General features: G+C 62.5%; 24 protein-coding genes and 1 pseudogene. 8 read left to right on the top strand and 17 right to left on the bottom strand.

The features are described from left to right. Positions 1–256 precede the first annotated feature (256 nt). The 8 genes and pseudogenes from AWB77_RS05545 to AWB77_RS37400 all read right to left on the bottom strand — a co-directional run. A complete protein-coding gene (locus AWB77_RS05545) occupies positions 257–1,387 on the bottom strand; it encodes an SMP-30/gluconolactonase/LRE family protein (protein ID WP_061133388.1) in 1,131 nt (376 codons plus the stop codon). 42 nt (positions 1,388–1,429) lie between these two features. Beyond that, entirely contained in the window at positions 1,430–2,602 is a 1,173-nt protein-coding gene (locus tag AWB77_RS05540; protein WP_061133387.1) for a zinc-dependent alcohol dehydrogenase, read from the bottom strand. Between the two features lie 11 nt (positions 2,603–2,613). Next, positions 2,614–3,372: an SRPBCC family protein gene (locus tag AWB77_RS36585; protein ID WP_208601494.1), complete on the bottom strand. Its 759-nt coding sequence runs from the start codon at positions 3,370–3,372 to the stop codon at positions 2,614–2,616. Positions 3,373–3,578: 206 nt separating this feature from the next. Then, on the bottom strand, positions 3,579–4,727 hold the full coding sequence (locus tag AWB77_RS05530) for a glutathione-independent formaldehyde dehydrogenase (protein ID WP_061133385.1): 1,149 nt from the start codon (positions 4,725–4,727) through the stop codon (positions 3,579–3,581). Between the two features lie 670 nt (positions 4,728–5,397). Beyond that, entirely contained in the window at positions 5,398–5,700 is a 303-nt protein-coding gene (locus AWB77_RS05525) for a hypothetical protein (protein ID WP_157694752.1), read from the bottom strand. A gap of 15 nt (positions 5,701–5,715) precedes the next feature. Continuing rightward, positions 5,716–6,018: a putative quinol monooxygenase gene (locus tag AWB77_RS05520; protein ID WP_061133383.1), complete on the bottom strand. Its 303-nt coding sequence runs from the start codon at positions 6,016–6,018 to the stop codon at positions 5,716–5,718. A gap of 255 nt (positions 6,019–6,273) precedes the next feature. Further along, positions 6,274–6,405, bottom strand: a complete 132-nt coding sequence (locus tag AWB77_RS37145; protein WP_279616167.1) for a hypothetical protein — start codon at positions 6,403–6,405, stop codon at positions 6,274–6,276. Positions 6,406–6,504: 99 nt separating this feature from the next. Further along, positions 6,505–6,702 (bottom strand): annotated as a pseudogene (locus AWB77_RS37400) (alkene reductase); the annotation flags it as partial. A gap of 584 nt (positions 6,703–7,286) precedes the next feature. Between AWB77_RS37400 and AWB77_RS36725 the strand changes: the two are divergent. The 3 genes from AWB77_RS36725 to AWB77_RS34195 all read left to right on the top strand — a co-directional run bounded on the left by AWB77_RS36725 (position 7,287) and on the right by AWB77_RS34195 (position 9,414). After that, complete coding sequence (locus AWB77_RS36725) at positions 7,287–7,436, top strand: hypothetical protein (protein ID WP_244158442.1); 150 nt, start codon at positions 7,287–7,289, stop codon at positions 7,434–7,436. A gap of 399 nt (positions 7,437–7,835) precedes the next feature. After that, the gene (locus tag AWB77_RS05505) at positions 7,836–9,095 is read left to right on the top strand and encodes an NAD(P)/FAD-dependent oxidoreductase (protein ID WP_061133380.1); all 1,260 of its coding nucleotides are present in this window, start codon (positions 7,836–7,838) and stop codon (positions 9,093–9,095) included. Positions 9,096–9,141: 46 nt separating this feature from the next. Next, positions 9,142–9,414 carry a UBP-type zinc finger domain-containing protein gene (locus tag AWB77_RS34195; RefSeq protein WP_074168849.1) on the top strand — a complete coding sequence of 91 codons (273 nt, stop codon included), beginning with the start codon at positions 9,142–9,144 and terminating at the stop codon, positions 9,412–9,414. A 45-nt stretch (positions 9,415–9,459) separates the two neighbouring features. Here AWB77_RS34195 and AWB77_RS05500 read toward each other — a convergent pair whose 3' ends face one another. The 7 genes from AWB77_RS05500 to AWB77_RS05470 all read right to left on the bottom strand — a co-directional run bounded on the left by AWB77_RS05500 (position 9,460) and on the right by AWB77_RS05470 (position 17,514). Continuing rightward, complete coding sequence (locus AWB77_RS05500) at positions 9,460–12,294, bottom strand: ATP-dependent Clp protease ATP-binding subunit (RefSeq protein ID WP_061133379.1); 2,835 nt, start codon at positions 12,292–12,294, stop codon at positions 9,460–9,462. Positions 12,295–12,430: 136 nt separating this feature from the next. Beyond that, the gene (locus tag AWB77_RS05495) at positions 12,431–13,030 is read right to left on the bottom strand and encodes an Hsp20/alpha crystallin family protein (protein ID WP_061133378.1); all 600 of its coding nucleotides are present in this window, start codon (positions 13,028–13,030) and stop codon (positions 12,431–12,433) included. Positions 13,031–13,109: 79 nt separating this feature from the next. Then, positions 13,110–13,637 carry a PRC-barrel domain-containing protein gene (locus tag AWB77_RS05490; protein ID WP_374728675.1) on the bottom strand — a complete coding sequence of 176 codons (528 nt, stop codon included), beginning with the start codon at positions 13,635–13,637 and terminating at the stop codon, positions 13,110–13,112. Next, the gene (locus tag AWB77_RS05485; RefSeq protein ID WP_061133376.1) at positions 13,586–14,161 is read right to left on the bottom strand and encodes an HdeD family acid-resistance protein; all 576 of its coding nucleotides are present in this window, start codon (positions 14,159–14,161) and stop codon (positions 13,586–13,588) included. Before AWB77_RS05485 ends, AWB77_RS05490 begins: the two co-directional genes overlap by 52 nt. Before the next feature lie 164 nt (positions 14,162–14,325). After that, positions 14,326–15,174, bottom strand: a complete 849-nt coding sequence (locus tag AWB77_RS05480; protein ID WP_061133375.1) for a helix-turn-helix transcriptional regulator — start codon at positions 15,172–15,174, stop codon at positions 14,326–14,328. Between the two features lie 245 nt (positions 15,175–15,419). Next, positions 15,420–15,935, bottom strand: coding sequence for a phosphate-starvation-inducible PsiE family protein (locus AWB77_RS05475; RefSeq protein ID WP_061133374.1), 516 nt, complete (start codon positions 15,933–15,935; stop codon positions 15,420–15,422). Between the two features lie 202 nt (positions 15,936–16,137). Beyond that, entirely contained in the window at positions 16,138–17,514 is a 1,377-nt protein-coding gene (locus tag AWB77_RS05470) for an aminotransferase-like domain-containing protein (RefSeq protein WP_061133373.1), read from the bottom strand. Between the two features lie 175 nt (positions 17,515–17,689). Here AWB77_RS05470 and AWB77_RS05465 point away from each other — a divergent pair, with 175 nt between their 5' ends. The 5 genes from AWB77_RS05465 to AWB77_RS05445 all read left to right on the top strand — a co-directional run bounded on the left by AWB77_RS05465 (position 17,690) and on the right by AWB77_RS05445 (position 23,571). After that, entirely contained in the window at positions 17,690–18,973 is a 1,284-nt protein-coding gene (locus tag AWB77_RS05465) for a hydroxymethylglutaryl-CoA reductase, degradative (protein WP_061133372.1), read from the top strand. Then, complete coding sequence (locus tag AWB77_RS05460) at positions 18,966–19,904, top strand: hydroxymethylglutaryl-CoA lyase (protein WP_061133371.1); 939 nt, start codon at positions 18,966–18,968, stop codon at positions 19,902–19,904. Before AWB77_RS05465 ends, AWB77_RS05460 begins: the two co-directional genes overlap by 8 nt. Before the next feature lie 22 nt (positions 19,905–19,926). Continuing rightward, positions 19,927–20,409 (top strand): hypothetical protein, encoded by a 483-nt coding sequence (locus AWB77_RS05455; RefSeq protein ID WP_061133370.1) that lies wholly within the window; start codon positions 19,927–19,929, stop codon positions 20,407–20,409. Beyond that, positions 20,409–21,794: a tripartite tricarboxylate transporter permease gene (locus tag AWB77_RS05450; protein ID WP_061133369.1), complete on the top strand. Its 1,386-nt coding sequence runs from the start codon at positions 20,409–20,411 to the stop codon at positions 21,792–21,794. Before AWB77_RS05455 ends, AWB77_RS05450 begins: the two co-directional genes overlap by 1 nt. Positions 21,795–22,590: 796 nt before the next feature. Next, positions 22,591–23,571, top strand: a complete 981-nt coding sequence (locus AWB77_RS05445; protein WP_167354128.1) for a LysR substrate-binding domain-containing protein — start codon at positions 22,591–22,593, stop codon at positions 23,569–23,571. A 10-nt stretch (positions 23,572–23,581) separates the two neighbouring features. Here the strand turns inward: AWB77_RS05445 and AWB77_RS05440 are convergent, their stop codons facing one another. Together AWB77_RS05440 and AWB77_RS05435 are read right to left on the bottom strand one after the other, a co-directional pair. Further along, positions 23,582–24,529, bottom strand: coding sequence for a VOC family protein (locus tag AWB77_RS05440; RefSeq protein ID WP_061133367.1), 948 nt, complete (start codon positions 24,527–24,529; stop codon positions 23,582–23,584). A 25-nt stretch (positions 24,530–24,554) separates the two neighbouring features. Beyond that, a complete protein-coding gene (locus tag AWB77_RS05435; protein WP_061133366.1) occupies positions 24,555–25,379 on the bottom strand; it encodes an aspartate dehydrogenase in 825 nt (274 codons plus the stop codon). Positions 25,380–25,562: the final 183 nt, after the last annotated feature.

The following is a 25,562-nucleotide window of genomic DNA, read 5'->3' as shown; positions in this document are numbered from 1 at the left end:
ATCGAGTGAACGTGAGGAGCCACGTCCGCTTCGGCACGTGCATCGCACATTGCTCGACGCGCCGTCGCCGCGCTTCGGTCAGGCACAACGAATAATGTACCGAGTACGAGGTCCGTACCGGGCCGTCGCTATTTGCTGCCCGATGGCCGAAGCGCGCGGTCGGCATCAGCCGGCGCTCACTTACTGCCGTTTCAAGGTGTCTTGGCTTAAAGGACGTCGACGCCGCCAGGCGGGCGGAAAAACCCTGCCCTGTGCGTCATCGTGGGACATCGGGCCGTTCAATGCGCCACAACTGCGTCTCGAGGCGCGGACCGTTCTCGGGCTTGAACCAGCTCATGTCCTGGATGCGGGAACTGGTGACATAAAGGGTTCCGTCGGGTCCCTCCGAGAACGTATCGGGCCAGCGCAGCCGCTTGTCCTGCACAACGGTAGCAGTGCGATCCCCGTCGCGGACTTTGACTGCGTTCTGCTCGAAAGCGCTCAAATAGAGCCGCCCGCGTTCATCGATCCAGAGACCGTCCGTCGGCTCCGTCTCGGCGACACGCTCCACGCGCGCTTCGAGATCCTTCGCCGGCAGACGCGGGTTCTGCAGTGCGCCCGTCGCGATGCGATAGAGCGTGCGACCGGTCAGTGCTTTCCAGTAGAGCGTGCGGCCATCACGCGAAAGCGCGAGGCTGTCGGCGGCGAATTCGACGCCGCGTCCGTCGGGTCGGCGCAGCGGCTGCCCGTCGATCTTCACGACGACGTCCTTTTCCGGCTGCGTGCTCGCGTGGCCGTCGAGCACGCGTCGGGCATTGCCAGAGCGCAGATCCACGACGAGGAGCGCTCCCTTCGCTCCGGCATCGGTCAGATAGGCATACTTGCCATCCGGCGAAAAACGCACATCGTTCAGGTAGCTTCCCTGAGGTGCGACGGTCTCGTCGAAGCGGATCACCTGCGCAACCTCGTTCGTCTTGAGGTCGATTCTCACGAGCTTGGGTCCACCCGGCACCAGTGACGCTGTCGCTGGCGCGGCCGGATCGACGACCCAGAGATTACCGTGTGCATCGGTCACGACGCTCTGAACGCACACGAAATGATCTCCGGCGGACATCTGGTTCTTCTTGCCGTTGCGCCACGAATTCCACTCGTCGTCCGGATAGGCCTTGAGCTGGCCGTCGTGTGTCACTTCGGCGACCGAGATCGGCGCATCTTCCGTCCAGCGCGGAAAATTGACGAAGATGCGCCCATCCTTCGAAACGGTCACGCCGGTGACCTGATGCTCGAATCGCGCGACCTGCTGCAATCGTGGCGTATCGGATGAAGGCGCCGTGTGCTGCTGTGCGATGGATGCACTGGCGAGAAGCGTCATCGCCACGACGGCGGACGCGGCTGTGATGCGGATCATGGTCGTTTCCTTTGCATGGCGGCACCCGGACTGCACGGGAAGTTACGGCGCGAACACGGCACGGACGCAGCCGTCTGTCTTGTGCTTGAACATGTTGTAGCCGCGTGGTCCGTCCTCCAGCGAGAAGCGGTGAGTGGCGAGGTAAGCAGGGTTGAGTTCGCCTTTCTGCGCGTGCGAGAGCAGCCGATCCATATAGGCTTGCCCGTGTTGTTGGGCGCTGCGCACCGTCATGCCCTTGTTCATGATGGCGCCCATCGGGAACTTGTCGATCAGCCCGTAGACGCCCAGCACCGACAGCGTGCCGCCCTTGCGGCAGGCCATCACGGCCTCGCGCAGCGCCTGGCCGCGGTCCGTCTCGAGACGCAGCGCCTGCTTGACGCGGTCATACGCGTATTGCGGCCCGGTGCCGTGCGCTTCCATCCCCACAGCGTCGATGCAAGCGTCGGGGCCCCGTCCGCCGGTCATCTCCATGAGCGTTTCCAGGACGCTGTCGACCGCCGTGTAGTCGATCGTCTCCGAGCCGGCGTGCTCGCGCGCCATCTCCAGACGCTCGGGGAAGCGGTCGATCGCGATGACCCGCTCCGCGCCCATCAGACGCGCGCTTTGCTGCGCCATCAGCCCAACGCCACCGCAGCCCCAGACCGCGACCGTGTCGCCCGGCTGGATGTTGCAGAAGTCGGCGCCCATGTAGCCGGTCGGCGCCGCATCCGAAAGGAACAGCGCCGTATCGTCCGCCACGCCGTCGGGGACCTTGAAGCAGTCGTTGTCGGCAAACGGAACGCGCACGTATTGCGCATGCGCGCCCGCATACCCGCCGAACGCGTGGGTGTAGCCGTAGATTCCTGCCGTCGTATGTCCGCCCAGAAGCGGCGCCTGTAGCTCGGGCTTCGGATGCGTGTTGTCGCACAGCGAGTAGAGGGAATGCTGGCAATACCAGCATTGGCCGCAGACGATGAACGAAGGAACCACGACGCGGTCGCCTTTCGCGAGGCGTTTCACCTCGGGGCCGACCTCCTCGATCACGCCCATGAACTCGTGGCCGATGACATCGCCGGACTTCATTGTCGGGATGTAGCCGTCGATGAAGTGAAGGTCCGAGCCGCAGGTCGTCGACAGACTGACGCGCAGGATCGCGTCGTGAGGATTGGTGATCTCCGGGTCTTTCACGGTCCCGACGCGCAGGTCGTTTACCCCGTTCCAGTAAAGTGCTCGCATGCTCACTCTCCTTAGCGTGTATTCGCGCGAGCAGCGGGCTGCCGCTCAGTGGTAGGAATCTCGCCGGTTTCGGCGAGGTTCTTGAAGCGCCGCAGCGCGTTGTCCGCGACCAGTTTCAGCGGCGTGGTCCCGAGGAGCTTGAGTAACCCTTCACCGAGCGCGCCGCCGGGCGGGTCGAACCGGACGTGCAGCGTCGCCACCGTGCCGCGGTCGTTCGGGGCGGAGTCGAAGCGGACGGATCCTTCGTTCGGCACGGCGGCGCCAGGCAGCGAGCGCCAGCCGACGCCTGCGCCGGGACCGTCGACACGCTCCGATTCCCATCTGTAGGCGCGACCGAGCGGCGTCCTGATCTCCCAGCGCATGCGGCCGTCGCTCGTCGGGTGCAACGTCGCGAAGCCTGCCAAGAGTTGCGGGAGCGTTCCGGGCTCAAGCCAGAGACGACGAAGATCGTCCGCGCTCCTGCCGATGGTGATTGCGCGTTCCACTTCCGGCGTCGCGCCAGAGGTCCCGCTTCGCTCCTTGCTGTTCGCCCCTCGATGCAGCGGGACAGCGTACCCGGCCCGCACCGCGGCGACGCCCGCGCAAGCAGTGAGCGCGAGCGCCACGGCGCCTTTCTTTCGTCCGGCGAGCCCGGACACGATCAAGGCCGCGCTGAGCGCGACGGGGATCCAGCCAATGCCTTGCATTGTTTCTCTAGCCGGGATGCCCGAAGAAGGGCGGCCGCGCTGCAATGTTTCGCGCGACCCGATAGCAAGAATGTTGCTTGCCATAACGAATGCTCCGAAGGTTACTGACCGCTGCGGTATCCGCTACGCGGTTCGTGCCGTGCAGCGGTATCGACGATAGATGTGGGCGGCGCCCGAGCGCATCGCACGGCTGCCATGAGTCGTGGAACCGGGCTGAGGGGATGCATCGCCCCACCACAGATGGAGCGATGAGCCCGAGTGCGCATGCAACGACAACGCGCGTCGCTTTGCTAACCTCCCGGATGCAGGACCACCTTGGTCCAGCCATGCTCGCGCACGTCGAAGTGCTTGTATGCTTCAGGCGCCTGGTCGAGTTTCAACTCATGCGACACGATGAAAGATGGCTTCGCGCGGCCGGCGTGAATCAGGTTGCGCAACTGCCGGTTGTACGCCTTGACGTTGCACTGGCCCGTGGCGATGTGCTGGCCTTTGAACCAGCACTTGCCCCAGTCGAATGCGATCTGCCCTTTCTTCGCCAATTCGTCCTGCGCGCCCGGGTCTTCCGGCACGAACACGCCGACCACGCCGATCCCGCCCGTGAACTTGACCGACGAGACCAGATTGTTCATCGTCAGATTGGGGCTCTCATGACGATGCGGAGACGGATCGTGACACTGATAGCCGACGCATTCGCAACCCACGTCCGCGCCCATGCCGTTTGTCAGGTCCATCACGCGCTGCACCGGATCTTCCTTCGAATAATCGATTGCAGTTGCGCCGATCGATTCAGCAAGCTTGAGACGGTCGGGATGGCAATCGACCACCATGACGCTGCGTGCGCCCTTTATCATGGCCGAGTGCGCGGCCATCAGACCCACCGGTCCCGAGCCATAGATCACGATAGCGTCTCCGGGCTTCAGGCCGGCAAGTTCGGTCGCGTGCCAACCGGTCGGGAAGATGTCGGCGCACATCACGTAGTCGGTCTGCTTCGACTCCGCGTCCTGCGGCAGCTTCAGCGCCATGAAGTCCGCCCACGGTACGCGAAGATATTCGGCTTGTCCGCCGGCCCACGGCCCCATGTCCGCGAAGCCGAATGCGCCGCCCGCGATGCCCGGCTGATTCGCGCTCAGGCAAAACGCAGTGAGGCCGCGCTCGCAGTTCACGCAATGGCCGCAGCTAATGTTGAATGGCAGACACACCCAGTCCCCGGGTTTGAGCCGCTCCACGGCGGGTCCTACTTCCTGCACCACGCCCAGATTTTCATGACCGAAGATGCGGCCTTGCTCGAAGTCTGTTCGCCCCTCGTACATGTGCAGATCCGAACCGCAGATGTTGGTAGTGGTGATTCTGACGATGGCGTCGGTCGGACGCTCGATCTTGGGATCCGGCACATCTTCTACTGCGACCTGGCGAGGACCGCGATATACAACGGCTTTCATATCTTTCTCCCGAGAGTCAACTGCGAAGAGCCTCAGCCACATCAATTCTTCAGCGGCTGACGGCGTCGATAAGCCCGCACGCATATCTGCGGGCCGTCCCTGACATATTCAGACCGGCACCTTGAAGGCCGCGTCTGCTATTGCTCGTTGAGGCTGGAAAGTCTGTCGCTATCCTAAACATTGCGTGCGAGGCGCTCCAGATTTTTCGTCGCGGTGCGCTATCACATCGGCAGCTATCCGCGTGCCTGATTGATGCCGGGCGAGGCAATCGCGGATTAGCGCCGTTCAATCCCGAATTCGGTGCGATTCGACGGGTCGGCTCATCGGTGCGTGATGGGCAGCGGCTACTGCGTATTCGCGGAAAACGTACATCAGGCCGCACATTTTGCAAAAGCGGCTCGATTTTGCGAACCGGAGATGCCGCAAATTGGCCAGCCGGCATGCTGGCGAAGTCTGCATCGCCACGTCTTTTCGGAAGCACTTGTCGGCACGACGCAGCGTAACGATCGAGTGGATAGGCTGCAGGTCTGACTGAACGCAGACGTGGTCATCCGCGATTTGCCACGCAGCTCATCAAAATGCTCTTCTGACATGGACACCGATGCGGCGTCATCGGGCCACCAGTTCACCATACAACGATCATCCGATGCAAGAAGCTGATGGCGGCAAGTCAGGAGGCCTTGAACGGAACGATGAATGCTTCTTGCATGACGGGTGCCGCGCTGCTGAGAGGCGAGGAGAAGCGCGTTCCAAGATCGGTGATTGCGTCGCTGTGCCCTTCGCGATCATCAGCGGCGCATGTGACCAGTGCAAACGTGTCAGCTTCGCGGTCGGCAAACCGGGCAAACGGACGCCGGGACGCGGCGAACAACGTCTCACGAGTCTGAATCCTCACGCCTTTCACGTGCACGCTTTCCGCAGTGTTTCGACGGCCAGGATTGTTCAGGCTGCGTGGCGGCGACGCGTCCAGCACCGGATGTCGACGTGGCTACGAAGGCAGCTTCGCCGCGAGTACATCGATGTTCATGATCTCCGGCGAATGAGCGAAGAGTTCCGGGGCTTTCGCCATCAGCGCCTCGGCTACCTTGCCCGAAAGGTGCGCCTTGCGGCCAGCGTCGTCGGGGAATGCGTCGAAGATGCCGTACACCGATGGCGCGATTTTCAGCCCGAACCACGCAATCGTGGCGGGCTCCTGCTCGACGAGCGGCAAGCCGCCCATCAGGAAGTCTTCGACTTCCTGCTCCTTGCCCGGCTTCGCTTCAAGTCGGACGAACAACGCTTTCGTGACCATGCCTGCCTCCGTTTTGATGACGCTTGTGGGTCGACGAGAACTTCTTTCCGATCACTTCACGCATGCGTGGCGCGCGCCTTGGCCACCGGGCCTTCTCATGCAAGGCAGTTCCTTGCCAGCGTATCCACAAGTCGATCGCGGCAATCCAAAGAGTGCTGCGCCCGCTGCTCAGTGTCCGGGCCACATGTTCGGCCCCGGCAAGCTTCAGCCATTCGGTCGAGCACTTGCAAATCGGCGCTTAGATGGAGCGAGCCTTCAAGTCTTCAGCGGTAGTTGCGAGCCGGCCTGCGGGATATCGCGACCCATGCTGCCGTCGGTGACGACAATTTGCGAAGTGCCGACCCCGGTGCGCCTCTCGGCGTGGTCGGTCGCGGCCTCGGCGGTCATCGCAAATCGTCGCATCACGCAAGCGAGCTTGCCTGTCGGTGATAGTCGGTAAGTCCGTGCTCGCCGCCCCCATCGAAGATGCGGCATCTCTTCGACCTAATGCGGGCGAGGCTCGACGCACGGGGCGACGACACTTTCGCCCCGCTCGTTCTCGATGAATGCCTCTGCTTTCGGCTGAACAGCAGACAGTGCGACTGGCATCATTTCATTGGGCTGCAAGGAGGGGTGCGATATGCGTCCTACGTGCCACAACTGCATGAACATCAACCCGCCTGCCTCGTGCACGGCGTCCGCTACGGACAGGGCTATGCATGGACGCCCGGCATACATACCGCGGCGCAGATCGCCTTTGCGGGTTCGAACAGCTTGTGAAGGAAATCTGCTCGGCGTGCTGCCGGGCTTCTTGTTTTTGGAACGGTCCGAACAGATTGCCATATCGAACCGCCGGCGTCAGCACATCGACACGATCCCGGAAGTTTAGCCATGACCGCGCATGGGCTTCTTTCCAGTTTCTGCTCAGATATGTCGCGATCCTGCGAATTTCGGGGCAGCAAAGGCGAGCGCATTGTTCGATGCAGCCAAGCCGCCGTCGGGCGGAACGCGAGGCGACGGTCCTGCGTGGGCTGTCAAACCGGGGCGAGGTTTCAAAAACGTTTCTCTGCACGATAGGAGCCGGACCCTGTTCGAATTAGCGACTAGACTAAAAAGGTCGGTGGCGCATGCATATTAGCGTAATCGTGTGCGCGCACTGGTCACGATCCGGACATCAAACCGAAGGAGGCAGACAGATGCCTAAAATCGTTCGAACCCCTGAGCAGATTCGCGACGAACTGCAGAACCGCATATCGAAAATCGACCCTGACGCGTCGGGAGCTTTGCACATGCGCATACCGCTACCAGAGCGTCACCCGCCCGACGCATCGGGCCGCAACTGGAACATCGTGCCGCTTAATGACCTCGGTGCGCGTTACGTGCATCACGTCGGGAAGGTGATCGAAGACATGCGCACCGAGTTCGTGCTTCCAGATTGACGCCGCGATACGAAAGCGGAGCGGATCATACAAATGCACGCGTGTGAGCATCGAAGCCGGGCGATCGTGGCACGGCAAAGGCCGGAGCAGAACGGACACGGAGCGTAGCCGGCGCACCGTGGCTGTGCGTCATGTCGGCAAACCGTGACGGAACATCGTCCAGAGACGGCTCATTCGGAATGACTTGCGCAGCGGCATCGAATGGGGGTACGCGTTGTTGACCGCAGCGAAGAGTCGCACGACCGACGTCATGAAAGCGTCGGCAGAAAACCAACAAAATCCGGCAGAATTGCGAAAGACCCACACCCACGATGCGCCTAACGTGGAGTAACGCGGTCTATCGCGGTTATCGGTGCATGCCGCCAGGACGCAAAGAGCAGGAAACGAAGAGAATCATCGATGTCCTCAAAAGCGGACAAGTTCATGGTCAGGATCTATGGATGCATGCGCAGCGCGAACGGCTACGCGATACGCGACTTCCTCCATCGTTGCGATATACCGTTCGAATGGATCGAACTTGGCAGCGATAAAGAAGCCAAAGATCTCGCGCACGTGCAGCATCTTTCCGACTCCCGCTTGCCGGTCTGCATCTTCCATGACGGCACCCGCCTCGAATGTCCCACTGTCCGGCAAATCACCGAAAAGCTCGGCTGGTTTACCACTCCATCCAGGGAAGCCTACGATCTGGCGATCTACGGCGCGGGACCGGCTGGATTGAGCGCGGCCGTGTACGGAGCGTCAGAAGGGCTGCATACCGTACTGGTGGAACGTTGGGCATTGGGCGGTCAGGCGGGCAGCAGTTCGAAAATCGAGAACTATCTGGGCTTCCCGCACGGCGTGTCCGGCGCCGAACTGGCAGAACGGGCGCGCGACCAGGCCTTCAAGTTCGGCGCGGAAATCCTGATCGCGCGCGAGGGCGTGCGTGCGGAGTTTCCGCCCGGGCAGGGCATCGTGTACCTGGAGGACGGCACACGCATTACGGCGCGCACGTCGATCTGCGCAACCGGCGTCGCCTATCGCACGCTCGGTCTCGAAGGTGAAACGCGCTTCTTCGGCGCCGGCCTTTACTACGGCGCCGGCACAAGCGAAGCAGCGCTGGTCCATGGTGACGACGTCTATGTGGTTGGCGGCGGCAATTCGGCGGGACAGGCCGCCATGCACTTTTCGCAATCGGCCAGGCGCGTCTATATGCTAGTCCGTGACGCTTCGCTCAAGAACACGTTGTCTCAGTACCTGGTGGATCGCATCGCGGCGGCGCCGAACATCGAAGTTCGGACGAACACCGAAGTTACCGCGCTCGCAGGCAGGGACACGTTGCAGGAGATTACGCTGACCGATGTGCACACGGGACAGCGAAGTTCGGTCAAGACCAGTTGGCTATTCGTCTGCATTGGCGGACAGCCCAAGACCGAATGGGCGCAGGAGGTTGGCGTTGTCCGGGATGAAGGTGGTTATCTGGTGACGGGTCCCGACCTGCAGGCATATCGGTCGAGCCTGAAATGGCCGCTCGAGCGAGCGCCGCTACATCTGGAGACGAGTGTGCCCGGCGTATTCGCGGCGGGCGACGTGCGCCACGGGTCGATCAAGCGTGTCGCGTCGGCAGTCGGCGAAGGGGCGATGGCCGTTGCGCTGGTGCATCGCTATTTAGAAAGCGCGTGAGCGTTGGCGCGATCTTGATTTGCGCGCCCGTCCGAGGAGTACGGTCATGAACACTGGTTGCACGCATCTTGGCGAAGCCCGCATTTCCCACACGTCCATCAATTACTGCGAGGACTGCATCAAGCTTCGCCAACCGTGGGTCCATTTGCGGCTTTGTCTTTCATGCGGACACGTCGGCTGCTGCGATTCGTCGCCCAACCGGCACGCAAGCAAACATTCTCACGCGACCGGACATCCGCTGGTGCGCTCAATCGAACCCGGCGAGACCTGGATCTGGTGCTATCGCGACGAGATTGTCGTCGGCGAAGTCGCATCCTGACAGCATGCCGCCCTCGCGGGCGGCGCCGTTCAGGTAAAGCCGGATTCACGTATGCGCCGGTTCTGGCTTGGCCGCTTCGATCGGCGCTTGCGCAGGTGCTGAGTCCTTCTGCACACGCACGGATCGGACACCCGGGTCGTAGGTGATGGTGACCTTGTCGCCGTCGCGAACGTCACCCCGCAGCAGCGCATCGGCCAATTGCGATTCCACTTCAGCCCGGATCTTGCGCTTGAGCATCCGTGCGCCGAACTCGGGGTCGTAGCCGACCTCCGCGAGATGGTCACGCAGCGAATTGTCGAACGACAACTCGATGTTCTGCCCGGCCGCAGTGCGCCGCACGCGTGCCAGTTGCAGATCCACGATGCTACGGATCTGCTCCTTGCCGAGCGCATGGAACACGACGACTTCATCGACCCGGTTCAGGAACTCGGGTCTGAAGTGATGCCGCAGTATTTCCATCAGACGGTCGCGCAGCGCGGGGTAATCGAGCTGCTTTTTGTCGGAGCGCACGTTGTCCTGGATCAGCTGCGAACCGATATTGCTCGTCGCGATGATGATCGTGTTCGTGAAATCGACGAGACGGCCCTTGCCGTCGGTGAGGCGGCCTTCGTCGAAGAGCTGCAACAGGATGTTGTGCACTTCCGAATGCGCCTTTTCGATCTCATCGAGCAGTACGACGCTATACGGACGGCGTCGCACGCGCTCGGTCAACTGGCCGCCTTCCTCATAGCCGACATAGCCCGGAGGCGCGCCCACCAGCCGGGCTACGGTATGCCGCTCGGCGTACTCGCTCATGTCGATGCGCACGAGCGCGTTCTCGTCGCCGAACACCGTTGCGGCGAGCGCTTTGGCGAGCTCGGTCTTGCCGACGCCAGTCGGTCCGAGAAAGAGGAAGCTTGCGGTCGGCTTACCGCCTTCGGTGAGACCGGCGCGTGAAAGCCGGACGGCCTTCGCGACGGCGCTGACGGCCTCGTCCTGGCCGATCACGCGTTCCTTCAGCCGGTCTTCGAGACGCAGCAGCTTCTCCCGGTCCTCGGCGGTGAGCTCGGACACCGGCACGCCCGTGAGCGACGCCACGATCTGCGCGATGTCCTCAGCCGTGACCTCTTGCGAATTCGTGCCGCGTTCCTTCTTCCATGCTTCGGTGGCATCGTCTAGCCGCTTCTGTTCTGAGACGAGCTTGTCTTCGAGTTCCTTTGCCTTGTCGAACTGCTTGGCGGCGCTTGCCGCGTCCTGTTCCTGGCGTGTTCGGCGGATGGTCGCCTCGATGTCGCGCAACTGCCCCGGCCGGGAATTCGACGAAATGCGCACGCGAGCGGCCGCCTGGTCGAGCAGGTCGATGGCCTTGTCGGGCAGGAACCGCGCTGCGATATACCGGTCCGACAACCTGGCAGCGGCCGCGATGGCCTCCTCGGTGATCTTCACCTTGTGATGGGCTTCGAGGCGGTCGCGCAGTCCGCGCAGGATTTCGATCGTCTCCGCGACGCTCGGCTCGGGCACGTTCACCGGCTGGAAGCGCCGTTCGAGCGCGGAGTCTTTCTCGATGTACTTCTGATATTCGTTGAGCGTCGTCGCGCCCACGAGATGCAACTCGCCGCGCGCGAGCGCCGGCTTGAAGACGTTGCCGATATCGAGGCCGCCTTCGCCGCCGCCCTGGCCGGCACCCACGATCGTATGGAGTTCATCGATGAAGATGATCAGCCGGTCCTGGTTCTCGACGATTTCGTCGAGCACCTGCTTCACGCGCTCTTCGAACTCGCCGCGATACTTTGCCCCCGCCACCACGCTGTTGATATTCAACTCGACGACGCGCTTGCCACGCAGCACTTCCGGCACCTGGTCCTGGACGATGCGCTGTGCGAGTCCTTCGACGATTGCCGTCTTGCCGACGCCGGGTTCGCCGATCAGCACCGGGTTGTTCTTGCGCCGACGCGCAAGGACTTCGATAGTCGTTTCGATCTCCTTGTCGCGGCCGATCACCGGATCTAGCTTGCCACGCCGGGCGAGATCGCTGAGATCGCGCGCGTACTTGTCGAGCGTCGGCGTGGTGGAGCGGCCCTCGACGGTGCCTTCCTCCGCGCCCTTGCCGACTACCTTGACCGTCCTCTGCCTGAGCGCATGCGACGATAGCCCGTACTTGCGCAGCAGCTCACCCGCGAAGCCGTCCTCCTCTTCCACGAGCCCGATCAGGATATGCTCTGGCCCAACGTAGCTATGGCCGAGCTCGCGCGACGCGGTGAGCGCGTTTTCAAGCGCACTCTTCGCGCGCGGTGATACGCCGATGCGTTCTTCGTCCGTCCTCTGCTCGCGGTTGCCGCGTGGCGCGTGCTGGTCGATGTTCTTCCTGATCTCATCGGGATCGAGCTTGAACTCGCGCAGAATTTCCTGCACCACGTTATTGCTGACGAGTGCGAGCAGCAAGTGCTCGGTATCGACTTCGGACTTGCCGAATTCGACCGCCGTTTGCGCAGCCGCCTGCAAGCGGTCCAGGCCGCTTTCGCTCAGGAACGTCTGCAGATCGACGGCTTCACGCGCGCGGCGATGCCGGCGCGGCCGGCCGCCCGCAGGGGCGCCGGCGGATTCATCCCTTTGTCCGCTACCGGCGTCTGCACGCTGGTCCGGGCCGCCGGATTGTCCAGGCGCGCGTCCAATGCGTGGCCGGCCACCTTGGCCGCTTTCCATCTGCGGCCACATGTCGTCGAACAAACTCTCGAACAGCCCGCCGTGAAAGAGGGACTCGAGCGGCGACAGACTGCGCTGATTGCGCGCCATGAACTGCATGTAATGCTCATCGCACAGCATCAGCTGGCGACGCTGACCGTTTTCGGTGATCGTGATCTGCGAGGTTGCCGGTTTGCCGCACACGCTGCAAGTAGGCATGATGTTCTCCGTGGGGTGGGCAGGGACGTCCTTCTCGTTACGCGTGCACAGCCTGATGAGTTTCGTCGCGAAGGTGGGTATCGACGAAGGCCGTGGAAGCTGCCGCATCGTCCGATGCCGGCTTGTACGCAACGCGCTATGTAATCTCGAGGCGCCGCTTCGCCGCGGGAGCATTCGCCGCTTTGGGCACCCGCACGGTGAGCACGCCGTTCTGGAAATTTGTCTCGGCTCGTTCGAGATCGACGCCGGAGGGCAGCGGAACCGCGCGCTGGAACTGTCCGAACGCCCGCTCCACCCGGTAGCAGCCTTTCTCGTCGCTCGTCGATTCGATGCGCTTCTCGCCGGTCAGCAGCAGCATGTCATCTATCACTTCGAGCTCCACATCCTCGCGCGATAGTCCTGGCAATTCGGCCACGATGCGAAGCGCGTCGCCGTCGTCGACCACTTCGAGGCGCGGCTGAAAGCGGCTGGGACTGAAGTCGCCGAACCAGTTGCCAAGCGGCCCCATCCCGCCGAAGGGATCGCGTATGAGGTCGGTGAGAAGATGCAGCGGATCGGGCAGCGGCCAACGCGCCGCATCGAACGAGGCCGGCCATGTGGACGTGTCCGCGTCTGAAGCAGACGGCGTGGGAGCTTGCTGCGTGGGTGGGGCGTTCAGCTTCGCGCCTGCTCCCTTTTCCTCGGGACTCTTGCGCAGGAAGCGAAAGGGATTCCATTTATCGAGGTCCAACAGCATTGCAATGCTCCTTGTTCCGATGAGCCGCAGGAGCGGCCCGAATCTTCAGTGACTGCCGCCTTGGCGCCCGCGGCCAATGTCAGCTCTTGGCATATTCGAACTCCGGCAGTTTCTTGAGCGCGTCCTTGTTGGCGCCAGCCAGGATGGCCTTCGGCGCGATCTGCTTGAACTGCTGAATGGGAATGGCGACACGGTGCGCCGCCACGCCGAGAAAGCCGCCGACGTCGATGATCGCGACCGAAAGCGAGCCATCGGGCGCGACAATCAGGTCGTCGACGCGGCCGATCTTTTCGTTCTTTTCGTTGTAGACATCGGCGTGAATCATCTTGGATGCGCGCCAGCCTGTTGCGACCACTTGCTCTTCGGTGACGGTCACCCCGAGCGTCGCCTTGCCGGCGATGGGCGCATTCTGCGCGCTCGCGCCGCTGGCCGAAAAGCCACAGACGCACAGCGCGAGGATGAATGACGACAGCCTTGCGGCCGATGCGAGTTCGAACTTCATGGCGTTCTCCAATATGCGCAACGGACTACGTGGACGCCGGGCGCGAGATGCGCTCATGAGTGCAGCGGCGTGTTCGGTTGTTTGAGAAGGACGGCGCTGCGCCAATTCCGTGCGCCGAGGCCGAGGACGAGCAGCAGCGCACCGGTGACGATCGCGTAGGTGCCGATCATCCAGACGAGGGCGAGCGCTCCGGCACCCGGGACGGCCCGCACGAAGATGCCAAACAGAACCGACAGGCTACCGATGAACAACAACAGCCAGTGCGTGCGGCCGCGCCTTTTCAGGCGAACCCAGGCGACGAGGTCGAGCACGCCGGTGACGATGGCGTTCGCCCCCATCACGGCGATCAGCACGAGCGCCGTGACGCCCGGCGCCGCGACGGCGATCAGGCCCGAAGCGATCATGCACAGACCGAGCAGCAAGGGGATCCACCAGTCGGTGCGGATCGACCGATGGCGTATCGCCGCGCTGACCGCGGCCACGCCTGTGATGAGCGCATACGCCGCGAACATCGCGACAAGGAGCAGCAGCGTGAGACCCGGCCAGCAGAGCGCGAGTAGACCGAACAGGATTCCCGCGGCGCCACGAAGCGTGAGCATCCACCATGCGCGACCAAGCAGTTCGTCCATCGTGGGCCTCCTCAGGCGGGTCGCCGCTATTCGGCGAACACAGCGCATCGAATTCCTGTTTGATCAAGCCTACGTCTGCAGAGGGCGCTCTTCTTTCGAGTTCCTGCCTAAAGGTGTCGGATTTCTGCGTTTGTTGGTGGCTCACCGATCTAGTCGAAGATCCCTCACGCCTGATCCTTGGGGACGTAATGTGCAATGCGGAACGCGCGGGGCGTGCACCCCACATATCGATGAAATACTGCGGTGAAATGCTGCTGAGTCTGAAAGCCAACGCGTGCTGCGATATCGATCAGCGGGAGACTCCCTTTCGAAAGCAGCGACCGCGCAAGTCTCAACCTTTCGGTGGTCAGGTAGAAGTGCGGCGGATGCCCTGTCGTGTTCTTGAAAGCCCGCGCGAAATGCGACGGACTCATGTGCAGGAGCGCGGCAAGGTCCTCGATCTGAATATTCTGCGCAATGTGCTCGCCTATGAAATGTTCGACAACGCTTAGCTTCGACTGAGTAAGGCTTGTACCCGTGTCGCGCGTATCAGCGGTGTGTCCATAACGATGCACGAGATGAAGCGCGAATACGTCGGCGAACGCGGCGAGGCATCCAGGATCCGGGCTGCTGTTGGCATGCAACGCGGAGAGTGTGTCGCCCGCTTCACGCAGGAAAGGGTCCCACGCCTTGAACCAGCAAGGGATCTCGCAAGTCGTCGTGCCGAGTGCATGTCGAGCGGTTTCTCGCAGCCTCGCCCAACGGAGCGCAACGACAAGGCCGCGCGGATCGTCGTCATTGACGAGCTCGACACGAGCCCAGGCCGGCACGATCGCAATGAACGGCGCACTGACGCTGAGATGCTGATCGGCGCGCGCGCTGCTGCCGGCGGTGGTCGCATGCACGGTGGTCCGGTCCGCCGGGATGATGCAAAGGATCCATTGCGCCGAATTCTGGGCGCAGTCGGTGCCTGACGCACCGATCCAGTGGCATCGAAGGTATTGCAAGTTCAGAGAACGGTGTAGTTGCTCCATTGGAGGCGACCCTCGGGGCGGGCATCGTTATCAAGCCTTGAATAATAGTGTTCAGCTTCCGTCCAAGCTAATTCGTAACGCATGCTTTCCGTACTGTCACCGGGCGGAAATGCACCTTCGCCCTGATGCACGAGAGGCGCAAAAACACAACGACGAATTTGGGGATTCTTGAAGGAGTGCAGGTCTGTGCGTAGAACGGGCGAAACTCGCGGGTACTCGGGGACCTTTCAGCGAACGCAGGTAGATCAAGGGCGCTCTTCGCGATTGCGCGCGGCGCGCTCTGCAATCGCCGCATCGATGGGATCGTCGCGCTGCCGCATGAGCCAATAGACGATGCCGAGCGCGATCAGGGCTGCCGCGAGTGCGGCAATGCGACCGGGGTCCGTGGCCGGATCAAGGATGATGAACTTGCGTGCTATCGCGAGCATCGCCACGAGGAGCACTGTCTTGACCTGCACGATGTGATCGCGTCTCAACATGACGCGGGTGATCGAACGCTTGAATTCCATCGCGATCAACAGCGTCATCACCATGCCGAAAACCGCTTGAAAGATCGCATGATCCAGCGGATCGAGTGCCCCGGACAGCACTAGCGCCACGACCGCCCGAATCAACTGCCACAGCGATACGACGACGATCGCCGAGATCACGACGCTCAGGATATGGGCGACGATCTGCTCGAAGCGCTCGTAGAAGGTCATCACGCGCCATTGCAGCCGAAATTCTTCGAGTTTCACGGAAACCTGGGGTGGCTTGCTCATGGTTCGGGGCGCAGGAGGACTCGGGCACGGAGTGACGCCAAAGACGGTGTGGCCGACCTCGTGAGCTTGAGCCATCCGCGTGGTCTTTTCTTTCGTCTTCGTGCTGATTTTTTTGCCTTATCTGCTGCTTGTTTCCGCACGGGCGCAACGCCTTCTCCCGCAGCGCGCTGCATGGCCGGCATGACACACGGAACAGCAAGGCCTAGCGCGGCAGCGCTTTCTCGAATCGCGGATCGCCGAGATACGCGACATTGAAACGAAACCACGGGGAAACGATATTCGGCTGCGCTGAGAAGATCGTCCCCGGCGCGAGGATGACATGCTTGTCGAGCATCTCTTTCGCGAACGCTATCGAGTCGTCGCAAGCCGGCAAGCGCGCCCATAGATAAAGACTCTGATCGCTGACCTTGAAGATGGTCGCGTTCAGACGCGTCAACGCTTCGACGCCCGTCGCAGTCGCGCGTTTGAGGCGGTCCTGCAAGCGGTTCGTGTGACGCAGAAAGTGTCCGTCGCTGACGATCGCATCGAGCGTGCGCTCGCAGTATTCGCTGCTGCTCACGTGCGTGAGCATCTTCACATCGGCGAGATCGCTGGCAAGATCGGCATGGCAGGCGAGAAAGCCCGTGCGCAGCGCCGCCGACACCGACTTCGAAAAACTGCCGATATAAATCGTGCGCCGCAGTTCATCCAGTGCGCTGATGCGCGTCGCCGATCGCGGCTTGAGATCGGCGAGGGCGTCGTTCTCGACGACGATCAGATCGTGCGCTTCCGCCAGTTGCAGGACGCGATGCGCCTTCGCCGCGCTGATGTCCGTCGCCGTCGGATTGTGTCCGACCGATTGCGTGAAGAAGAGCCGCGGCCGATGGGCTCGTAACCGCTCCTCCAGCGCCGCGATGTCCGGCCCGTCCACCGCGCGCGGCACGCCGACGATATTCGCGCCCGACAGTTTCAGCTTGCCGAACAGCGCGTAATAGCCGGGATCGTCGACGAGCACCGTGTCACCCGGCCGCACGAAGTAACGCACGACCATGTCCATCGCCTGATTCGCGCCGTGCGTGAGGACGATCTGTTGCGGCGCGGCTTCGATCTCATAGCCCGCGAGCTTCTGCTGCAGATGCTGACGCAAGGGCAAATAACCGAAGCGGCTGCCGTAACGAAACAGCGACGCGACACCGGTTCGCACCACGCGCTGGTGGAAGTGATCGAGCCGCGTCTCCTCGAGCCAGGCAACGGGCGGAAATCCTTCACCGAGATTGAGAAAGTCCGGCTTGCTCTGTAACTGTTCGCGCATGAGCCAGACCGAATCCATCGCGCGATCGAGCGTCGGCGCATCTTCGTCGTGTTGCTGCGGCCTCGCCACGCTCGCGACGAAAAAGCCCGCGCCGCGTCGCGGTTCGATGAGTCCGTTCGCCGTCAGCATGTCGAACGCGCTGATAACGGTGTTCTTTGCGCAACCGTTCGCCTCAGCGTATTCCCTGATCGACGGGAGTTTGTCGCCCGCGCGCAGGACACCTTCGGTGATCTGTCTGGCGAGATTGTCCGCGAGTGTTGCAGACAGGCTCGGCTTCTCATGACGCATCGTATCGACCTGGTCGGAAATGATCCTGCTGTCATGGGTACAGCAAAATCACTGTTTGTCGGAATTGTACCTTTGCAATGGGTACAGTCAGCCTATTATTCGCTCACCCGGTGCGTTGCTGCAAGCATCGAAAGGAAATACTCACGACACACATCCGGACAGAAGAGGAAGACACATGATCGATTCGAAGTTGCCGAATTTTCGCGCGATGTCACCCGCGCAACGCCTTTCACACATCGCGAAGGCGGCGGATCTCGATGACGCCGAGCACGCGCTGCTCGCGAAACCCGGCGCGCTGCCGCTCGATACCGCGAACGGCATGATCGAAAACGTCGTCGGCACGTTCGAACTGCCGATGGCGGTGGCCGGTTACTTCCAGATCAACGGCCGCGACGTTCTGGTGCCGATGGCGGTCGAAGAGCCGTCGATCGTCGCTGCGGCGTCGTTCATGGCGAAGCTCTCGCGTGAGGCGGGCGGTTTTCGCACGTCGAGCACCGGGCCGTTGATGCGCGCGCAGGTGCAGATCGTCGGCGTGTCCGACCCGTATGGCGCGCGGCTCGCGATTCTCAAGCATCGCGACGAACTGATCGAGATGGCGAACGCGCGCGACAAGGTGCTGATCGGCCTGGGCGGCGGCTGTCGCGACATCGAGGTGCACGTGTTTCCGGACACGCCGCGCGGCGCGATGATCGTCGCGCATCTGATCGTCGACGTGCGCGACGCGATGGGCGCGAACACCGTCAACACGATGGCCGAAACAGTCGCGGGCCGCATGGAAGAAATCACGGGCGGCAAGGTGCGTCTGCGCATCCTGTCCAACCTCGCGGACTTGCGCCTTGCACGCGCGCAAGTGCGCTACAGTGCGGCCACGCTGCAAACGAAGGAATACGCGGGCGAGGACGTGATCGCCGGCGTCGTCGATGCGTATCTGTTCGCGGCGATCGATCCGTACCGCGCCGCCACGCACAACAAGGGCATCATGAACGGCATCGATCCGGTGATCGTCGCGACGGGTAACGACTGGCGCGCGGTCGAAGCGGGCGCGCACGCCTACGCGAGCCGCGGCGGGCGCTATACGTCGCTGACGACGTGGGAAGTGGCGAACAACGGCGACCTCGTCGGCACGATCGAGATGCCGATGCCCGTCGGACTCGTCGGCGGCGCGACGAAGACGCATCCGCTCGCTCGTCTCGCATTGAAGATCATGAATGTCAGCTCGGCGCAGGAACTCGGCGAGATCGCGGTCGCGGTCGGTCTCGCGCAGAACATGGGCGCGTTGCGTGCGCTCTCGACGGAGGGCATCCAGCGCGGACACATGGCGCTGCACGCGCGCAACATCGCGCTGGCAGCGGGGGCGAGCGGCGCGGATATCGACTGGGTCGTGAAGAAGATGGTCGCGGCGCGCAACGTGAGCGTCGATTACGGCATGAGTCTTCTGCAAGGGCCGCGCGATGAATGAGCTGCCAAAGCGCGTTCGCATCGTCGAAGTCGGTCCGCGCGATGGCTTGCAGAACGAACCGTCGCACGTATCGGCGGATGTGAAGGCCGAGCTCATCGAACGCCTGATCGATGCGGGCGTGCGCTATGTCGAAGCCGCTTCGTTCGTATCGCCGAAATGGGTGCCGCAAATGGCCGATGGCGCGCAAGTGCTCGAACGCGTGCGCGACAAGGCACGCGCCACGCGCACGACGCTCGCCGCGCTCGTGCCGAACATGAAGGGGCTCGACGCCGCGCTCGCATCGCATGTCGATGAAATCGCGGTCTTCGCGGCGGCATCCGAATCGTTCTCGCAGAAGAACATCAACTGTTCGATCGACGAGAGCATCGCGCGCTTCGAACCGGTGATCGTGGCGGCGCGCGAGGCGAACGTGCGCATTCGCGGCTATGTATCCTGCGTGCTCGGGTGCCCGTTCGAAGGCGAGATCGCGCCGCAAGCCGTGGCGCGCGTCGCCAAGACGCTCTTCGACATGGGCTGCTACGAGATCAGTCTGGGCGATACCATCGGCGCGGGCACGCCACGAAAGACCCAGGCGATGCTCGATGCGTGCATCGAGCACATTCCCGTCGATGCGCTCGCCGGTCACTTCCACGATACGTGGGGCATGGCCGCCGCGAACGTCCACGCGGCGCTGCAACGTGGCGTCGCCGTGTTCGACGGCTCCGTATCGGGCATCGGCGGATGTCCTTATTCGCCGGGCGCGACGGGCAACGCCGCAACGGAGGACATCGTCTATTTGTGCGAGGGCATGGGCATCGAAACGGGCATCGATCTGAACGGTCTTGCGCAAGCGGGCGCGTTCATTTCGACGGCATTGAAGCGCGAAACGTCGTCGCGCGTGGCGCGTGCGCTCGAAGCCAAGCGTCAGCGACAAGAAAAGCAGTGCATTTGATAACTCCATTCAAGGAGGAGACATGGAACAGCAACTCGCCGCGCACGAGCGCGGCCGGGCGCTTTCGCAAAGCGCCGAAACGACGGAGTATCGGCTCGTCGAAATCTGGGGCGATACCGTCGATACGCGGCATCTCGCGTGGTCGGTCGTGCTCGGCATCGGAATCAGCTACGGCGCGTTCGCCGTCGCGAATCGCGTGCTCGCCGCTTATGTGCCCGATGCCGCGATGGCCCGCGCTTACGCGATGCTCGTCGGCCTCGCCGGATGCCTGATCGCGGGCGCGGTCTGCGCGAAGCTCTTCAAGCCGAAGCGCGAAGTGGTCGAGGAAGCGCACGGCGCGGCGGGACGCGAGGAAGTGCTGAAGCAGCTCGCGAACGAAGCGGGCGGAATCGGGCGCGTCGCGGATCTGCCGCCTTCGGTCGTCGCGGAGATGAAGGAACTCGGTCTCTACGAGCTTTTCGCCGAATATGAACAACGCGATGAAAAACGCGAAGGAGCGCGCTGATGGAACCGTTCGTCACTCAGCTGCTCGTCGCGCTCGGCATGGGACTCATCGGCGCGATCGTGTTTTCCGGCATCGGCCTCATTTCGGGCACCGATGAAACCACGACGCTCGCGCCGCTCACCTTGCTCGTCGTGCTGCTCGGCGTGCCGCCCGTCGGCGTGTTTTCGTTCTTCATGGCGGGCGCGGTGTCGAAGCACATGACGCACGCGATTCCGACTGCCTTGCTCGGCATTCCCGGCGACACGCTCGCCACGCCCCTGCTGCAACAGGCGACGATGCTGCGCAATCTCGGCGTGCCGCATATCGCCCTGCGCAAGATGATCTCGGGCGCGATCGTCGCGGCGTTCGTCGCCGTGCCGCTCGCAGTGCTGTTCGCCGTGCTGCTCGCGCCGTTCGGTCCGGTCATCACGAAGGCCGCGCCGTGGGTGTTTCTCGCGGCATCGGTGGCAATCGCGTTCTTTTCGTCGGGTCGATGGGCCTCGGTGTTTCTCCTCGTGCCGTTCGTGCTGGTGATCGTCGGCCTTCAGGCGCTCACGGGCAAATATGGCGTGAAGCTATCGGTGAGCTACTTCCTCGGCATCGCGATCGGGCCGCTCATCGCCGATCTGTTTTCGATACTCTCGCCGGCTGATCGCGCCCGCATGCGCCGCGAACGCGTGCGAACGTTCTCGCTTGCGCCCGACGTGAAGGGCTGGAGCGGCTACTTCCCCAATCCGATGAAAGTGCTCGACGGACAGCAGCGCGGCTGGGTCGCGGCCACGGCGGCGATATCCAGCGCGACGTTCGTGTTCAGCCCGGTCGCGATGACGGTCGTGCTCGGCGAACTCGTCGGCTCGCGTGTGAAGCATGCGTATCATCGCCTGACGACGGTGATCTCCGCGCGCAACGGCGTGACCGAAGCCACGTACATCGCCGAAGCGCTGATTCCGCTGATCGCGTTCGGTCTGCCGCTGAGTCCCGTCGCGGCGGGACCGGCTGCGCCGCTATTCAACGCGCCGCCGCGCTTTTTCGTCGATACGGCGACCGGCCATATCAACAATCTGCATACGTTGATGACGACGTGGCAGTTCCTCGGCTTCGGCCTGCTTGCGGTCGTGCTCGCGGCGCTCGTCGCGTATCCGCTTTCGATGAACTACGCGCATCGCGCGGCATCGTTCGTCGCGAGGAAGCTGAGTCACGAGGCGATCATCGCGACGTTCGTCGGCCTGATCGTCGTGATCAGCGTGTGGGAAGGGCAGTTGCTCGGTCTGCTCGTGATTCTGAGCGTGGGCTTGCTCGGCGGATTGCTGTCCCGCAACTTCGGCTTCAATACTGGCGTGCAGTTCATGGGCTATTACACGGCGGTGTTGAGCGTGCCCGCACTCACGAAGGCATTTGGCGCGTAAGACGAAGAAGTCGTATCTCGACGGAGTGTCCTGTCGAGATACGACAAGCTCTCACAGCCGACGACAGGAAACGCGCGGCCGCTATACCCGGCACTCGCTTCGAAGGTGGCCATCGCGCGGTCGACGAAGTCACGGAGCAGAACGCGCGCTCGTAGAAGGGGTCCGGCGCGTCGTCTGAAAGTCGGGCAAGGTCTGACATTGAACCTGTCGGCGAAGAATGCGCGCGAGGGCGCGGACACGTCGAGGTTGTGGAAATCAGCGTCACTAAAAAATTTACGCCGGCGCGTGGGGCAACATACCGCTTTGCGCGTGAGATAGGCATTGCGGCCCAGCGTCATGGGCACTCCGACGTTCACGCCGCGTGGATGAATCGCGCCGTCTTCTCCGCAGACAATGCCTCCGTCCAAGTATGCGGATTCTCTCAACTGTAGCGTGATCAGGCACAGCCGGCATCCTTGTTGGATCGTGTCCCGTGCAACGTTCGCTCACGACGCGCTGGCTCGATTGCGCCCAATTTCCCGCCGACAGCCAGATCGCCGAGATGAGGAAGTACACGACGCCGACGCCTGCGTAACACGCTACTTTGAATATGGCCAGCGTGAGCGGCGCAGGCGCAGGCGCAAGCGCGAACGTCGGCAAAGGCCGATCTGCAAGCGTAGGGCGTCGGACAGGTGCCGGCCAGTAGCAGTCATTCTGTTCCGCTATCGGTTTTTGAAATGATTTTTGGCGCGGAATAATGACCTCGTATGACTATGCAATGTAAAACGAGGAACCGATGTCTCGCCGACTGCCCAGCATGAACGCTCTGCGCGCCTTCGAAGCGGCGGCGCGGCATCTCAACTTCAGCCGCGCAGCGGAAGAACTGTTCGTCACGCAAGGTGCGATCAGCCGTCAGATCAAACTGCTCGAGGAGTCGTTCGGCGTGCCTCTGTTCAGGCGGCTCACCCGAACCATCGAACTGACGGAGCACGGGCGTGAATATCTGCCCGTGGTGCGCGATGCGTTCGATCGCATCGAACAAGCGACGCTGCGACTCGTCAATCGCGACCGGCATCGCATCCTCAACGTGAATGTGCTGCCGACCTTCGCGATGCGCTGGCTCATCCCGCGCCTGCCGCACTTCGCAATCGAGCATCCGGATATCGAAGTGCGGCTTATCACGTCGATCCGTCCGGTGAACTTCTGGCGCGAGGATATCGATGTCGCCATTCGCGTGGGCGTGATTCCCGACAGCGATCCCGGTGCCGATGTCGATCCCGCCATGCGTCCTCGCATCAGCCTGCAGATGGCGGAGGACTGGAGCAATGTGCGCGCGTATCGGCTGTTGCCGGACGTCCTGGTGCCGGTGTGCAGTCCCGAACTGATGAAAGGCGTCGCGCAAGTGCATGAGGCGCGCGAGCTTCTGCAACTTCCGTTGCTGCATATGGCGACGCGCGTGCATGCGTGGCCCGACTGGTTCCGTGCAAGCGGCGTCGAATACGATATCGCCGCGCACAATCACGCTTACGGACACTTCTTCATGGTGCTGGATGCGGCGCTCGCCGGGCGCGGCGTGGCGCTCGTGCCGCGCATGCTGGCGGCACCGGACATTCAGGCCGGGCGTCTCGTCGTGCCGCTGGAACTGGAGCATGAAAGCGCGGGCGCGTATCACATTCTGTGCCGCGAACATCAGGCCGACTCGGCGACCGTGCGCGCCTTTCGCGATTGGCTGTTTGCGCAGCGCGATGAACAGCAAACGCTCAAAGAGACCGCTTCGCTGAGCGAAGCCGATCTCTAGTCTTCCAAGGCTAGATAAGGAACGGCGCGAGCTTCGCGTCGATGCTGCGAATCGTATCGACGGTCCAGTCGCGGTTCACATACAGCTGTATCGGCAAGCCATCAGGATCGTGCACCAAGACCACGCGGCGCGCGGCGTGATCGTGCGCGGCGATCAGCTTTCCGCCGGAACGCTCGATGCCCTCCAGCGCGGCATCCAGATCAGCTTCCGAACTGACTTCCACGCCGATGTGATGCATCCGCATATGCGATTCCACATCGCTGCGGTACAACGCGAGATCTCCCATGCTGTGCGTGCCCGCAAGCAGCGCGAACGCGCGATCGCGGCCACCGGCGACCACACTAAGCCCGACGATGTCCGTATAGAAATCGAACATGGCCTCGAAGTCCTGCGCGATCAGCGCAACGTGCGACACGCGGCGGGCGTGAACGAGCGCAGCATCGACGACCCGAATCTCGGGATCGACAGGAAAGAGCGGTTGAGCAATCGGAACATTGGTTTCGCCCGGCACCCACTTTGGCTTCTTCTTGCTGAACGAGCCTTTGCGTGCAGAGCGCCAATCTTGCACCACGTCCGCGTAAATCTCGACTTCGTTGCCGTCCGGATCCTTTTGATAGAGCGAATGCGCGACGTCGTGATCTTCCGTCGAACGATACACGACGCCCGCCGCCACCGCCGCGCGATAGCCTTCCACGAGCGCCGCTTCGCTTTCCACTTCGAACGCGACGTGGTTGAGTCCCGGCTGCTGTCCCGGCTTCGCATACCGGCTGTTGATATCGACCAGTGCAAAGTCGTGGTATGTGTTGCCGTTGCTGATGAAACTCGCCTTGTTGTCCGGCTGGTTATAGACCTCTTCGAAGCCGAAGACGTCGCGATAGTAGTCGCTGGCGCGCTGATAGTCGCCGACGAAGATGTTGGCATGCGCGAGGCGGCGCGGTTTGAAGAAGCGTGAAGTCATGGCTATGTCCTTTGGATTGCGTGCATCAGGTGCCCACGCGCAGCGGCGCGCGCATTTTTTCCAGCAGCGCGACGACGCTCAATGCGGTAATGAGTCCCGTCTTCGGATTTGCGCTCGGGATGTTTTCGATCGTCATCGTGAAGCGCGCCGAGTCCGAGTCGATTTCGATCGTGTGCGTGTTGCGCGTCAACGCCGGATCGGCCCAGATTTCGAGTTCGGTGTCGTCCGGGCCGATGCCCGCGAGCGACAGCGCCACGGACACGTTCAGGTTCGCTGGAAAGCCCTTGGCCGCATCGCGCGGCGTGCCGGCGAAGATGCGCATCGGTGTTTTGATATCGTCGATGCGAATGTTGTTTTCTTCGAGGAACGGCGCGCCGAGCAGGCCCGTCACCGGTTTGCGGGTGACCATGCGCGCCGAGCGAATCGTGCCTTTGGCGGCGGCGGTCACGGCATCGAGGCCGAGCAGCGCGCCGGTCGGCACGCTGATCTGGCCGCCATGTTCACGCGCGATCTCGACCAGGTCCATATGATCGAGCAGTGCGCCGACGCTCAACGGCACGACCGTCTTGCCCGCGCGCAGCATGGGTTCGGCGATCTTCGGCAACAACTGCGAAGGCGCGCATTCGATGACGACATCGGCGTAGAGCGGCATCTCGTCGAACGAGACGATGCGCGGCGTGCAGTTCAAGTCCGCGAGCCAGGCGGCGGCGGCCGACGCATCGCGCACGCTGACGGCGGCGAGTTCGAGGCCGTCGATGCCCGCATCGATCGCTTTCGCAACGGTCTTTCCCACCGTGCCCAGACCGGCGATACCGACACGCAGCGCGTGCTTGTCGTGCTTTTGATTCATGCTGTTTCTCTCCAAGGGATGAACGCATCTTAGGGGCGCCAAAACGCGGAAACAAACGAGATTTTCTGCGCGGACGGATGAGGTGTCGTCATGCGTCGCCATGAACTGATCTCATCGACACGCATCACAAAAGTCGTTTGCCCGGCGCGTTTTTGGCTCGCGATAATGAGTTTTTACTGCTGC

Source organism: Caballeronia fortuita (assembly GCF_001544835.2).
Classification (GTDB): domain Bacteria; phylum Pseudomonadota; class Gammaproteobacteria; order Burkholderiales; family Burkholderiaceae; genus Caballeronia; species Caballeronia fortuita.
The sequence above is the reverse complement of the archived record's forward strand: the minus strand, read 5'-3'. Positions and strand labels throughout refer to the sequence as shown.